The organism is Pseudomonas sp. A-1, from assembly GCF_004801855.1.
Taxonomy (GTDB): Bacteria; Pseudomonadota; Gammaproteobacteria; order Pseudomonadales; family Pseudomonadaceae; genus Geopseudomonas.
This window is the reverse complement of the sequence record NZ_SSTC01000033.1, coordinates 1-12,457: the sequence shown is the minus strand read 5'-3', so window position 1 is coordinate 12,457 and position 12,457 is coordinate 1. Positions and strand designations below refer to the sequence as shown.

11 protein-coding genes are annotated in these 12,457 nt (G+C 69.6%); 3 read left to right on the top strand and 8 right to left on the bottom strand.

Annotated features, from left to right (window positions below; all coding sequences use genetic code 11):
• Positions 1–64: 64 nt before the first annotated feature.
• From purT to E5198_RS09560, 4 genes are read right to left on the bottom strand one after another with little or no spacing between them, the layout of a single operon-like run.
• Positions 65–1,246 carry a formate-dependent phosphoribosylglycinamide formyltransferase gene (gene purT, locus E5198_RS09575; RefSeq protein WP_136489771.1) on the bottom strand — a complete coding sequence of 394 codons (1,182 nt, stop codon included), beginning with the start codon at positions 1,244–1,246 and terminating at the stop codon, positions 65–67.
• A gap of 11 nt (positions 1,247–1,257) precedes the next feature.
• A complete protein-coding gene (locus E5198_RS09570; protein ID WP_136489770.1) occupies positions 1,258–1,458 on the bottom strand; it encodes a DUF1289 domain-containing protein in 201 nt (66 codons plus the stop codon).
• Positions 1,458–1,982, bottom strand: a complete 525-nt coding sequence (locus E5198_RS09565) for a gamma carbonic anhydrase family protein (protein WP_136489769.1) — start codon at positions 1,980–1,982, stop codon at positions 1,458–1,460. Before E5198_RS09565 ends, E5198_RS09570 begins: the two co-directional genes overlap by 1 nt.
• Before the next feature lie 20 nt (positions 1,983–2,002).
• A complete protein-coding gene (locus E5198_RS09560) occupies positions 2,003–2,605 on the bottom strand; it encodes a CoA pyrophosphatase (protein ID WP_136489768.1) in 603 nt (200 codons plus the stop codon).
• A 261-nt stretch (positions 2,606–2,866) separates the two neighbouring features.
• Between E5198_RS09560 and E5198_RS09555 the strand changes: the two genes are divergently transcribed.
• The gene (locus E5198_RS09555) at positions 2,867–3,373 is read left to right on the top strand and encodes a murein L,D-transpeptidase family protein (protein WP_136489767.1); all 507 of its coding nucleotides are present in this window, start codon (positions 2,867–2,869) and stop codon (positions 3,371–3,373) included.
• 65 nt (positions 3,374–3,438) lie between these two features.
• Here the strand turns inward: E5198_RS09555 and E5198_RS09550 are convergent, their stop codons facing one another.
• Entirely contained in the window at positions 3,439–3,756 is a 318-nt protein-coding gene (locus E5198_RS09550; RefSeq protein ID WP_136489766.1) for a YqfO family protein, read from the bottom strand.
• 239 nt (positions 3,757–3,995) lie between these two features.
• The gene (purL, locus tag E5198_RS09545) at positions 3,996–7,892 is read right to left on the bottom strand and encodes a phosphoribosylformylglycinamidine synthase (protein ID WP_136489765.1); all 3,897 of its coding nucleotides are present in this window, start codon (positions 7,890–7,892) and stop codon (positions 3,996–3,998) included.
• Between the two features lie 147 nt (positions 7,893–8,039).
• Between purL and mltF the strand changes: the two genes are divergently transcribed.
• Positions 8,040–9,497: a membrane-bound lytic murein transglycosylase MltF gene (mltF, locus tag E5198_RS09540; protein ID WP_136489764.1), complete on the top strand. Its 1,458-nt coding sequence runs from the start codon at positions 8,040–8,042 to the stop codon at positions 9,495–9,497.
• Positions 9,498–9,505: 8 nt separating this feature from the next.
• On the opposite strand, the gene tadA is transcribed toward mltF, so the two are convergent.
• Entirely contained in the window at positions 9,506–9,988 is a 483-nt protein-coding gene (gene tadA, locus E5198_RS09535) for a tRNA adenosine(34) deaminase TadA (RefSeq protein WP_136489763.1), read from the bottom strand.
• Positions 9,989–10,196: 208 nt separating this feature from the next.
• Complete coding sequence (locus E5198_RS09530; RefSeq protein ID WP_136489762.1) at positions 10,197–11,570, bottom strand: multicopper oxidase family protein; 1,374 nt, start codon at positions 11,568–11,570, stop codon at positions 10,197–10,199.
• A 183-nt stretch (positions 11,571–11,753) separates the two neighbouring features.
• Here E5198_RS09530 and E5198_RS09525 point away from each other — a divergent pair.
• The coding region (locus E5198_RS09525; RefSeq protein ID WP_136489761.1) for a c-type cytochrome domain-containing protein at positions 11,754–12,457 on the top strand (704 nt) is incomplete at its 3' end.

Below are 12,457 nucleotides of genomic sequence, written 5' to 3'. Positions count from 1 at the left end.
CCCACAGATCAAAAGAAAGGCCGGCACCCGCGAGGGTGGCCGGCCTTTTCGCTGCCCGGGCCGCTTACAGCTCGACAGTGACCGCCTGCGCCGCGCGCAGCGCCTTGGCGCGCGCCGCCTCGATCGACTCGTCGCGCGCCAGCGCCACGCCCATGCGCCGCTGGCCGCTGACTTCCGGCTTGCCGAACAGGCGCAGCGCGGTATCCGCCTCGGCCAGCGCGGCGCCGAGGTTGCCGAAGGCGACCTGCTGCGACTCGCCCTCGACCAGGATCACCGCCGAGGCCGAAGGGCCGAACTGGCGGATCGCCGGGATCGGCAGGCCGAGGATGGCCCGCGCGTGCAGGGCGAACTCGGAGAGGTCCTGGGAGATCAGCGTCACCAGGCCGGTGTCGTGCGGGCGCGGCGACACCTCGCTGAACCACACCTGGTCGCCCTTGATGAACAGCTCGACGCCGAACAGGCCGCGGCCGCCGAGGGCCTCGGTCACCGCACGGGCGATGCGTTCGGACTCGGCCAGCGCAGCAGGACTCATCGCCTGCGGCTGCCAGGACTCCTGGTAGTCGCCCTTCTCCTGGCGGTGGCCGACCGGCGCGCAGAAGGTGGTGCCGCCGATGTGGCGCACGGTGAGCAGGGTGATCTCGTAGTCGAAGTCGATGAAGCCCTCGACGATCACCCGGCCCTTGCCGGCGCGGCCGCCTTCCTGGGCGTAGTCCCAGGCCTTGCGCACGTCGTCCGCACCGCGCAGCAGGCTCTGACCCTTGCCGGAAGAGCTCATGATCGGCTTGACCACGCAGGGGAAGCCCAGCTCGGCGACCGCCGCGGCGTAGTCCTCGAAGCTGTCGGCGAAGCGGTACGGCGAGGTCGGCAGGCCCAGCTCCTCGGCGGCCAGGCGGCGGATGCCCTCTCGGTTCATGGTCAGCTTCGCCGCGCGCGCGGTGGGCACCACGGTGAAGCCCTCGGCCTCCAGCTCGACCAGGGTATCGGTGGCGATGGCCTCGATCTCGGGGACGATGTAGTGCGGCTGCTCCTGCTCGATCACCGCGCGCAGCGCGGCGCCGTCGAGCATGCTGATCACGTGGCTGCGGTGCGCCACCTGCATGGCCGGAGCGTTGGCGTAGCGGTCGACGGCGATCACCTCGCAGCCCAGGCGCTGCAGCTCGATGACGACTTCCTTGCCCAGCTCGCCAGAGCCGCACAGCAGTACACGGGTCGCGCTCGGCGACAGCGGGGTTCCGATCATGGTCACTAAGGCTTTCCTCAGAGGGGGGTCAACAGTCCTGCGGCCAGGGCGCGCTCGCGGCAGCGCGCGAGCACGGCACGGCGCTCGGCGTTGTCCATGCGGCCCCAGCGGGTGATTTCGTCGCCGCTGCGCTGGCAGCCGACGCAGAGGTCGTTGTCGTCCAGCGCGCAGACGTACACGCAGGGCGAGGCGACCGGCTTGTCCTGCAGCTCGACCATCAGTCGTCCTGCTCGGCCAGTTCGCGGGCGTAGCGGCGGGCGTTGTCGACGTAGTGGGCGGCGTTGGCCTGCAGTCCGCGGATCTGTTCCTCGCTCAGCTGGCGCACCACCCTGCCCGGCACGCCCATCACCAGGCTGCCGTCGGGAATCTCCTTGCCCTCGGGGATCAGCGCGCCGGCGCCGATCAGGCAGTTGCGGCCGATCCTGGCGCCGTTGAGCACCACGGCGCCGATGCCGACCAGGCTGTGGTCACCGATGGTGCAGCCATGCAGGGTGACCTTGTGGCCGATGGTCACGCCCTTGCCGATGGTCAGCGGCCAGCCCATGTCGGTGTGCAGCACGCTGCCGTCCTGCACGTTGCTGTCTTCGCCGACGTGGATCAGCTCGTTGTCGCCGCGCAGCACGGCGCCGAACCACACGCTGGCACCGGCATCCAGGCGCACCTTGCCGACCAGGCTGGCGCCGGGGGCCACCCAGCTGTCGGGATGGGCTTCAACTCGGGCATCGCCCAGGCGGTATTTCATCGGCAGCCTCCTCGGCACGCTCAACGGTAATGAATGTAGTGGGGCGGCGGCTCGCGCAGCTGGATGCCGGCGTCGTACACCAGGTTGACCAGCTCGACCACCATGATCGCGGTCAGTCCCCAGATCTTGAAGCCGGCGTAGCGGTAGCTCGGCACGTACCAGCTGTGGCCGAGGTAGTCGATGCGGTGGGTGATCTCGCGCGGGTCCTCGCGGAAGAACTCCAGTGGCACGCTGAACACCGCATCGATCTCGTCGCGATTGGCCTGGAAGTCGACATGGTCGGGAATGAAGCCGACGTAGGGAACGACCTTGATGCCGTGACGGGAGATCTGCGTGCTCAGCGGGCCGACCACCTCCACCAGGCCCGGCGCCAGCCCCACCTCCTCGTGCGCCTCGCGCAGGGCGGTGAACACCAGCGACTCGTCGTCCGGGTCGCGGCGCCCGCCGGGAAAGGCCACCTCGCCGCCATGGGTCGACAAGCCGCTGGCGCGCAGGGTCAGTACCAGTTGCGGCTCGGCGCTGCGGGTGACCGGCACCAGCACCGCCGCCTCAGGAAAGTCGCGGTCACTGGGCAGGGAACCCGGCGTGTGGGCCTGTACGCGTTGGCGCAGCACGTCCAGCATGGAGCACTCTCGTCATGGGAAATGCATGAATCATGGCATGAAAGACGCAACACGCCCAAGCCCTCGCCGCCGGCGCCGACCAGCCGCCGCTGCGCACCCTTCCCCCACCCCCGCCACTGGCCTAAAATTCACCCATCGCCACAGCCGGCAGCAGTCCGGCCTCCCCGTGGTACAGCGCGACCAATCAGCCCCTGTGGCGCGCTGCATGAACAACCGGCCGCCGGGCTGACGGCCACCCTGGTTTGCACTGGAATGCCTTTCATGCGCTGGTTGATCGTACTCTGCAGTTTCCTCTTCGCCTCCCTGGCCCTGGCGATGAGCACCCCGGGCCTGGACTCGAACACCAAGGTCGACAAGGTGCTGGTGGTCAAGTCCGAGCGCAAGCTGCACCTGCTCAGCCGCGGCGAGATCCTCAAGAGCTATCGCGTCTCGCTGGGCAAGCGCCCGGATGGCCCCAAGCGCTACCAGGGCGACAAGCGCACCCCCGAAGGCTTCTACTGGATCGACTGGCGCAAGCCCAGCGACAAGTACAACCTGTCCATGCACATCTCCTACCCCAACGCACAGGATCGCCAGCACGCCGAGCAGAAGGGCCTGCCGCCGGGCGACATGATCATGATCCACGGCACGCCACTGGACGAGGAATACCCCGAGTGGTACTTCCACACCCTCGACTGGACCGAAGGCTGCATCGCCCTGCGCAACCGCGACATGCGCGAGGTGTGGAGCCTGGTCAAGGACGGCACGCTGATCGAAATCCGCCCCTGACCCGCGGAAACGAAAAAGGCGCCGGCATCGAGGGATGCGGCGCCTTTTTCATGCCTGCCGGCGGATCAGAACACCATGTCCGACAGCCGCCAGACGTCGAAGGCCGGCGTCTCGTAGGGATGGCTCTGCTTGAGGGCCTTGACCGCGGCATGGATCAGCTCGTCGGCCACCACCATTTCCACCTTCCATTCCGCCACCCTGGCCAGCTCGCCCTGGGCTCCCTCGTAGGGCTGGCTGCCCGGCAGCGGATGGAACTGGCCTTGACCGAGGGTCTGCCAGCAGCAGCTGTCGTAGCTGCCGATACGTCCGGCGCCGGTGGCGAAGATCGCGGCCTTGACCGCATCGAGGTGGGATTCGGGAACGAAGAAGCAGAGTTTGTACATCCAGAGGACTCCGGGGCGAAGAGGGTTACGGCGGTAGTGGCCCTTGGCCACCGATCGTGCCACGACCCCATGACGGCCGTGCACTTCGTCCCTGACATCTCGGCGAAATTAACGGCCCGTCCACAGCAAATCCGTGAACGGGAGCACGCTCCACGCAGAAAAAGGGCGCCTTCCGAAGGCGCCCCGACGAACTCCACCTCCCCTGCGCCTGCCGAGGCAGGCACAGGGGCGCAGCCGGATCAGTCGACCCAGACCCGCGCGTTGCGGAACATGCGCATCCAGCCGGCGTCCTCCTGCCACTCGTCCGGGCGCCAGGAGTTCTGCACGGCGCGGAACACCCGCTCCGGGTGCGGCATCATGATGGTGACGCGACCGTCGCGAGTGGTCAGGCCGGTGATGCCGCGCGGCGAACCGTTGGGGTTGGCCGGGTAGCTCTCGGTGACCTTGCCGTGGTTGTCGACGTAGCGCAGCGCCACGAAGCCGGACAGGTCGGTCTGCAGCAGGGCCTCCTCGCTGGCGAACTCGGCGTGGCCCTCGCCGTGGGCGATGGCGATCGGCAGGCGCGAACCGGCCATGCCGCGCAGGAAGATCGACGGCGACTCCTGCACCTGGACCATGGCCACCCGTGCCTCGAACTGCTCGGAACGGTTGCGCACGAAGCGCGGCCAGTGCTCGCTGCCGGGGATCAGCTCGACCAGGTTGGAGAGCATCTGGCAGCCGTTGCACACGCCGAGGGCGAAGCTGTCCTTGCGCGCGAAGAAGGCGCTGAAGTTGTCGCGGGCACGGGCGTTGAACAGCACCGACTTGGCCCAGCCGCCACCGGCGCCGAGCACGTCGCCGTAGGAGAAGCCGCCGCAGGCCACCAGGCCCTTGAAGTCCTCCAGGCTGACGCGGCCGGCGATGATGTCGCTCATGTGCACGTCGACCACGGCGAACCCGGCGCGGTGGAAGGCGGCCGCCATCTCGGTCTGGCCGTTGACGCCCTGCTCGCGCAGGATCGCCATGCGCGGGCGCACGCCGGTGTTGATGTAGGGCGCGGCGACGTTGTCGTTGACGTCGAAGCTGAGCTTGGCCGACAGGCCCGGGTTGCTCTCGTCGAGCAGCAGGTCGTATTCCTGCTCGGCGCACTGGGCGTTGTCGCGCAGGCGCTGGATGCGGTAGCTGGTCTCGCTCCAGATGCGCTGCAGGATGCGCCGCTCGGCGTGGTAGACGATCTCGCCGCCCAGGTTCAGGCGGATGTCGCCACCGGCGACCGGACGGCCGATGACCTGTACGCAGTCGGCCAGACCGGCGGCGGCGAAGCGGGCGAGTACCTCGGCGGAATCGGCGGCACGCACCTGGACCACCGCGCCCAGCTCCTCGCTGAACAGCGCGGCGCCCAGTGCCTCGCGACTGGCGGCGATGGCGTCGAGCTGCAGGTCGAGGCCACAGTGGCCGGCGAAGGCCATCTCGGTGACGGTGGCCAGCAGGCCGCCGTCGGAGCGGTCGTGGTAGGCCAGCAGCTTGCCGTCGGCGTTCAGCGCCTGCACGGTGTCGAAGAACGCCTTGAGGTCGGCGGCGCTGTCGACGTCCGGCGCCTGGCGACCGATCCGGCTGTACACTTGGGCGATGATCGAGCCACCGAGGCGGTTCTGGCCGCGGCCGAGGTCGACCAGCAGCAGCTCGGTCTCGCCCTTGTCCAGGCGCAGCTGCGGGGTCAGGGTCAGGCGGATGTCCTGCACCGGAGCGAAGCCGGAAACGATCAGCGACATCGGCGCGGTGACGCTCTTGTCCTCGCCCGCGTCCTGCCAGCGGGTCTTCATGGACATGGAGTCCTTACCCACCGGGATGGTGATGCCCAGCGCCGGGCACAGCTCCATGCCCACCGCCTTGACGGTGTCGTACAGGCGGGCGTCCTCGCCCGGGTGGCCGGCGGCGGCCATCCAGTTGGCCGACAGCTTGACGTCGGAGATCTTGCCGATGCGCGCGGCGGCCAGATTGGTGAGGGTCTCGCCGATCGCCATGCGGCCCGAGGCCGGAGCGTCGAGCAGGGCCAGCGGGGTGCGCTCGCCCATGGCCATGGCTTCGCCGGTGTAGACGTCGAAGGCGGTGGCGGTGACGGCGCAGTCGGCCACCGGCACCTGCCACGGGCCGACGAACTGGTCGCGGGCCACCAGGCCAGTGATCGAGCGGTCGCCGATGGTGATCAGGAAGCTCTTGGAGGCGACGGCCGGGTGGCGCAGCACGCGCTCGACCGCATCATCCAGCTCGAGGCCGGCGGTGGAGAAGTCGTCGCCCAGCTCGGCCTCGCGGCTCACCGAGCGGTGCATGCGCGGCGGCTTGCCGAGCAGCACTTCCAGCGGCATGTCCACCGGGTTGTTGCCGAAATGCTCGTCGTGGACGGTCAGCTGGCGCTCCTCGGTGGCCTCGCCGACCACCGCGAACGGGCAGCGCTCGCGCTCGCAGATGGCCTTGAAGGTTTCCAGGTCGGCGGCGTCGACCGACAGCACGTAGCGTTCCTGCGACTCGTTGCACCAGATTTCCAGCGGGCTCATGCCCGGCTCGTCGTTGGGCACGTTGCGCAGCTCGAAGCGGCCGCCGCGGCCGGCGTCGTTGATCAGCTCCGGCAGGGCGTTGGACAAGCCGCCGGCGCCGACGTCGTGGATGAACTTGATCGGGTTGTTGTCGCCCATCTGCCAGCAGCGGTCGATGACCTCCTGGCAGCGGCGCTCCATTTCCGGGTTCTCGCGCTGCACCGAGGCGAAGTCGAGGTCGGCCGAGCTGGCGCCGGTGGCCATCGACGAAGCGGCGCCGCCGCCCAGGCCGATCAGCATGGCCGGGCCGCCGAGCACGATCAGCTTGCCACCGACCGAGATCTCGCCCTTCTGCACGTGCTCCTCGCGGATGTTGCCGAGGCCGCCGGCCAGCATGATCGGCTTGTGGTAGCCGCGCACCTCTTCACCGCGCGGGGTGTCGATGCTCTGCTCGAAGGTGCGGAAATAGCCGGTCAGGTTGGGACGGCCGAACTCGTTGTTGAACGCGGCGCCGCCCAGCGGGCCCTCGATCATGATGTCCAGCGCGCTGACGATGCGCTCGGGCTTGCCGTAGGGCTTCTCCCAGGGCTGCTCGAAGCCGGGGATCTGCAGGTTGGAGACGGTGAAGCCGACCAGGCCGGCCTTGGGCTTGGAACCGCGACCGGTGGCGCCCTCGTCGCGGATCTCGCCGCCGGAGCCGGTGGAGGCGCCGGGGAACGGGGCAATGGCGGTCGGGTGGTTGTGGGTCTCCACCTTCATCAGGATGTGCACCGGCTCCTGATGGGCGGCGTACTCGTGGCTGCCCGGCTGCGGGAAGAAGCGCCCGGCGGTGAAGCCCTCGATCACCGAGGCGTTGTCCTTGTAGGCGGACAGCACGCCTTCGCGGTGCATCTCGTAGGTGTTCTTGATCATGCCGAACAGCGACTTCTCCTGGCTCTCGCCGTCGATGTCCCAGCTGGCGTTGAAGATCTTGTGGCGGCAGTGCTCGGAGTTGGCCTGGGCGAACATCATCAGCTCGATGTCGTGGGGGTTGCGCCCCAGATCATTGAAGCTCTTCACTAGGTAGTCGATCTCGTCCTCGGCCAGGGCCAGGCCCAGCTGGACGTTGGCGGCCTCGAGGGCGGCGCGACCGCCGCCGAGCACGTCGACCACGGTCAGCGGCTTGGGCTGGGCGTGGCTGAACAGCGCCTCGGCCTCCTCCAGGCGGCCCAGCACCAGCTGGGTCATGCGGTCGTGCAGCGCGCTGGCGACGGCCGCGGCGTCGGCCTCGCTCAGCTCGCCGGCCACGTAGTAGGCGATGCCGCGCTCCAGGCGCTGGATCTTGCCCAGGCCGCAGTTGTGGGCGATGTCGGTGGCCTTGCTCGACCACGGCGAGATGGTGCCGAAACGCGGCACCACCAGGAACAGGCGGCCGCTGGGCTCCTGCACCGGGACGCTCGGGCCGTACTGCAGCAGGCGCGCCAGTACCTGTTCCTCGTTGCCGTCCAGTGCGCTGGACACTTCGGCGAAATGGGCGAACTCGGCGTACAGGCCGGCGACCGCCGGCACTTTCTGGGTCAGTTGCTCGAGCAGTTTGCCGTGACGGAAGGCAGAAAGGGCGGGGGTGCCGCGCAGGATCAGCATTGTCGGAACAGCCTCTTGGGCAAGGAGTGCGAAAGACTGGGCATTCTAGCGCAAAGCGCCCAGCCGGGCACCCGCAGCCGTCGCCGCCCGCCCCACCATCCGACCGTCGAGGTATGGACCCCGCCACGCTTTGCGTATACTCCATCCATGTTCAGTCTCAATGCCCTTCGCCTGCGTCACAGCGCCTGGCTGCTGACGACCGTACTGATCCTGCTGCTCAGCGCGTGTGGCGAACCGCCCACCGCCCTCGAGCGGGTCCGGGAGGACGGCGTGTTGCGCGTGATCACCCGCAACAGCCCGACCACCTACTACCAGGACCGCAACGGCGAAACCGGCTTCGAGTACGAGCTGGCCGAGCAGTTCGCCAAGCGCCTGGGCGTCAGGCTGGAGCTCGAGACCGCCAACACCATCGACGAGCTGTTCGCGCGCCTCAATGCGCCGGACGGCCCCGACCTGGCCGCCGCCGGCCTGGTCGAATCCGCCGCGCGCCAGTCGCAGGCGCGCTTCAGCCGGGGCTACCTGGATGTCACCCTGCAGGTGGTCTACCGCAACGGCCAGCCGCGGCCGACCAAGCCCGAGCAGCTGGTCGGCAAGCGCATCACCGTGATCAAGGGCAGCATCCAGGCCGAGCGCCTGGCCGAACTCAAGCAGCGCCTGCCCGGGCTGAACTACAGCGAGTCCGACGAGGTCGAGATCGCCGACCTGCTGGGCATGGTCGACGAGGGGCAGATCGACCTGACCCTGGTCGGCTCCAACGAACTGGCGATGAGCCAGTTCGGCTACCCCAACGTGCGCGTGGCCTTCGATCTCGACAGCGACCGGCACCTGGCCTGGGCGGTGCCGCCGGGCAAGGACGACAGCCTGCTCAAGGAGATCAACGCCTTCCTCGCCAAAGCGCAGCAGGACAAGACCCTGCAGCAGCTCAACGAACGCTACTACGGGCACATCGAGGTGCTCGGCTACGTCGGCACCGTCACCTTCGGCAAGCACCTGCAGCAGCGCCTGCCGCGCTACGAGCAGCATTTCCGCAAGGCCGCCGAGCAGTACAAGATCGACTGGCGCCTGCTCGCCGCGATCGGCTACCAGGAGTCGATGTGGCAGCCCGACGCGGTGTCCAAGACCGGCGTGCGCGGCCTGATGATGCTGACCCAGCGCACCGCCACGGCGATGGGCGTGGCCAACCGCCTCGACGCCCGGCAGAGCATCCAGGGCGGCGCGCGCTACTTCACCGAGGTGCACGCCGCGCTGCCGGACAGCATCAAGGAGCCGGACCGCAGCTGGTTCGCCCTGGCCGCCTACAACGTCGGCGGCGGCCACCTGGAGGACGCGCGCAAGCTGGCCCAGGCCGAGGGCCTGAACCCCAACAAGTGGCTGCACGTGAAGAAGATGCTGCCGCGCCTTTCGCAGAAGCAGTGGTACCGCAAGACCCGCTACGGCTACGCCCGCGGCGGCGAGCCGGTGCACTTCGTCAACAACATCCGCCGCTACTACGACATCCTCACCTGGGTCACCCAGCCGCAGCTGGAAGGCAGCCAGGTGGCCGACCGCGGCCTGCACCGCCCCGGCGTCGACAAGACCCCGCCCAAGGTCGAGCCGCAGCTGTAGGCCGTCGCCTACCCCTTCTGCCGGCGCAGGCGGAAGAACTCGCTGAGGATGGCGCCGCACTCGGCGGCCAGCACGCCGCCCTCGACCAGCAGGCGGTGATTGAGGAAGGCCTGTTCGAAGAAACGCCCGCGACTCTCCACCACTCCGGCCTTGGGCTCGGTGGCGCCGTAGACCACGCGGGCCACGCGGGAATGGATGATCAGCCCGGCGCACATGCTGCACGGCTCGAGAGTCACGTACAGGGTGCTGCCGACCAGGCGGTAGTTCTCGAGGTTGCGCGCCGCATCGCGGATCGCCACCATCTCGGCGTGGGCGCTGGGATCGTGGGTGGAGATCGGGCAGTTGAAGCCGCGGCCGACCACCTCGCCAGCGACCACCAGCACCGCGCCCACCGGCACCTCGCCGCGCACCGCGCCTTCGGCAGCGAGCGCCAGCGCCTCGCGCATGAAGCGCTCGTCCTGGCTGCGGTCGATGATCACGGGTCTTTTCATGGGAAGGCTGCAGCTGGAGGAAAGCCCGCCAGTTTGGGAAAAGCCGGCGCCGAGTCAAGCCCGCACAGCCCCGAAGGCCACCCGGACCGTAGGGTAGAAAACTCGCGCAGCGATTTTCTACCGATGAGCGCAGGCCGCGGCGCTGCATGACTGGTGGGCAATCGCTGCGCGAGTTGCACCACCCTACGCCCTACCCCGCCTTCCCCGCTCAGGCCACCGCGATCGCCGCCATCAGCCCGGTCTCCATGTGGTCGATCACGTGGCAGTGGAACATCCAGGTACCCGGATTGTCGGCCACCAGCGCGACCCGCGCCGTCTCCTGCTTGCCCAGCAGGTAGGTGTCGGTGAACCAGGGCGCCTCGATGCGCCGGCGGTTGGAGGACAGCACCTTGAAGCTCATGCCGTGCAGGTGGATCGGGTGCTGGTACTGGCTGAGGTTGCGCAGCTCGAGGATGTAGCTGCGCCCCTGCTTGAGGGTGGCGATCGGCCGCTCGACGCAGCTCTTGTCGCCGATGTCCCAGGCCTGGCCGTTGACCTGCCAGAAGCTGTGCGCCGCGCCCTGCTCCAGGTTGGCCGACACCGCGCCGGTCCACTCGAAGTTGAAGCGCAGGGTCTCGGCCGCCGCCAGATCCGGCTCGGCGACCGGGTTGGCCGGCAGCGCCGGCGGCCAGTCGCCGGCCGGCTCGCTGCTGGCCACGCCCTTCAGCGTCGCCAGGCGCAGCGGGCCGTTGCGCAGGGCCAGTTCGGCACCGACCGCCGGCACGCGCAGGGCCAGCTCGATGCGCATGCCCGGCCCCAGCCAGTACTCCCTGCCCAGCGGCCGCGGCGCCACCGGGTTGCCGTCGAGGGCGTAGATGCGTGCCTCGGCGCCCGGCAGGTTGAGCCGGTAGGTCAGGGTGTTGTCGAGGTTGAGGATGCGCAGGCGGACGATCTGCCCGGCCGGCAGGTCGAGGGTCGGCGCATGCGCGCCGTTGACCGTCGACAGCCGCCCCGGCGTGCCGCCGCGGGCCGCCTCGCGCGGCAGGCTGAAATCGGTGAAGGCGCCCTGTCCGTCCACGTGCCAGCTCTTCAGGCTCAGCGTGCGCTCGTGGCGGAAGCCGCTCGGCTCGCGCTCCTCGACAATCAGCGGACCGACCAGGCCGCGGCCGAGCTGCTCGCCGCTGGCAGTGTGCGGGTGGTACCAGAAGCTGCCGGCGTCCGGCACCACGAAGTCGTAGTCGAAGTACTCGCCGGGCAGCACCGGCAGCTGCGACAGGTAGGGTACGCCGTCCATCTCCAGCGGCAGGCGGATGCCGTGCCAGTGGATGGTGCTCGGCTCGGGCAGGCGGTTGACGAAGCGCACCCGCAGACGCTCGCCCTGGCGGGCGCGCAGCTCCAGGCCCGGCGCCTGGCCGCCGTAGGCCCAGGCACCGGTCCTGTGGCCGGGCACCAGCTCGACGTCCAGCGGCGCGGCGATCAGCTCGTAGTCGTGGCCGGAGGGGTCGGCCGGGCGGCCCAGCCAGTAACGGGCGCCGCCGCCGGCCAGGCCGAGGGCGCCGAGACCGGCCAGGCCGGCGAGGACTTGTCGGCGGGTGAAGGACATCGGGACACCTCGCGGGCGAAAACGGAATCAGCCCTGCCCCGGCGAAGTGCCGCGAGCAGGACACGGATGACAGAGTTTCTCATTATCCATGCTGCGCCGGCGAGCCCATCCGCGACACATCGGCACAGGCCGCGCTGGGCTAGGCTTGCAGGACACGCCCACGCAGGGAATTGTGGAGTCGCCATGTCCATCGTCCAGCGCCTGCTGCTGCCGCTCCTGCTCGGACCGGCCGCCGCCCTAGCCCAGCAAGCCGTCACCTACACCGAGATCGCGCCGATCCTGCAGGCGCGCTGCGTGCTCTGCCACTCCGGAGCCAGCGCACCGCTGGGGCTGCGCCTGGACAGCCTGGAGGGACTGCGCGCCGGCAGCCAGCGCGGCCCGGTGGCGCTCGCCGGCAAGCCGCAGGACAGCGAGCTGCTGCTGCGCCTGAGCGGCGCACGCCAGCCGCGCATGCCGATGACCGGCCCGCCCTGGCTGTCCGCGGCCGAGATGTCCCTGTTCGAGCGCTGGATCGCCGACGGCCTGCCGGCCGGCGCCGAACCCGCCGCCGCAGCCCCCGCTCCGCCCGCCCAGACTGTCGACGGCCCGGTCACCTGGACGCAGGTCGCGCCGATCCTCGCCCGCCGCTGCAGCAAGTGCCACGCCACCCAGGGCCTGATGGGCCCGCCGCCGGAAGGCCTGCGCCTGACCTCCCACGCCGAGGCCCTGGCCAGCGGCGAGCGCGCGCGGGTGATCCCCGGCGCGCCCGAGGCCAGCGAGCTGCTGCGCCGCATCCGCGGCCAGGCGCGACCGCGCATGCCCTACGACGGCCCGCCCTGGCTGGACGAGGCGGAGATCGCGCTGATCGCCGCCTGGATCGAACAGGGCGCGCGCGACGCCGAGAGCCG

Excerpts from the sequence above, each read along its gene's own strand:
- E5198_RS09570 (WP_136489770.1), bottom strand. The coding sequence starts at position 1,458 with ATGGTCGAGCTGCAGGACAAGCCGGTCGCCTCGCCCTGCGTGTACGTC.
- E5198_RS09565 (WP_136489769.1), bottom strand. The coding sequence starts at position 1,982 with ATGAAATACCGCCTGGGCGATGCCCGAGTTGAAGCCCATCCCGACAGC.
- E5198_RS09560 (WP_136489768.1), bottom strand. The coding sequence starts at position 2,605 with ATGCTGGACGTGCTGCGCCAACGCGTACAGGCCCACACGCCGGGTTCC.
- E5198_RS09555 (WP_136489767.1), top strand. The coding sequence starts at position 2,867 with ATGCGCTGGTTGATCGTACTCTGCAGTTTCCTCTTCGCCTCCCTGGCC.
- E5198_RS09550 (WP_136489766.1), bottom strand. The coding sequence starts at position 3,756 with ATGTACAAACTCTGCTTCTTCGTTCCCGAATCCCACCTCGATGCGGTC.
- purL (WP_136489765.1), bottom strand. The coding sequence starts at position 7,892 with ATGCTGATCCTGCGCGGCACCCCCGCCCTTTCTGCCTTCCGTCACGGC.
- mltF (WP_136489764.1), top strand. The coding sequence starts at position 8,040 with ATGTTCAGTCTCAATGCCCTTCGCCTGCGTCACAGCGCCTGGCTGCTG.
- tadA (WP_136489763.1), bottom strand. The coding sequence starts at position 9,988 with ATGAAAAGACCCGTGATCATCGACCGCAGCCAGGACGAGCGCTTCATG.
- E5198_RS09530 (WP_136489762.1), bottom strand. The coding sequence starts at position 11,570 with ATGTCCTTCACCCGCCGACAAGTCCTCGCCGGCCTGGCCGGTCTCGGC.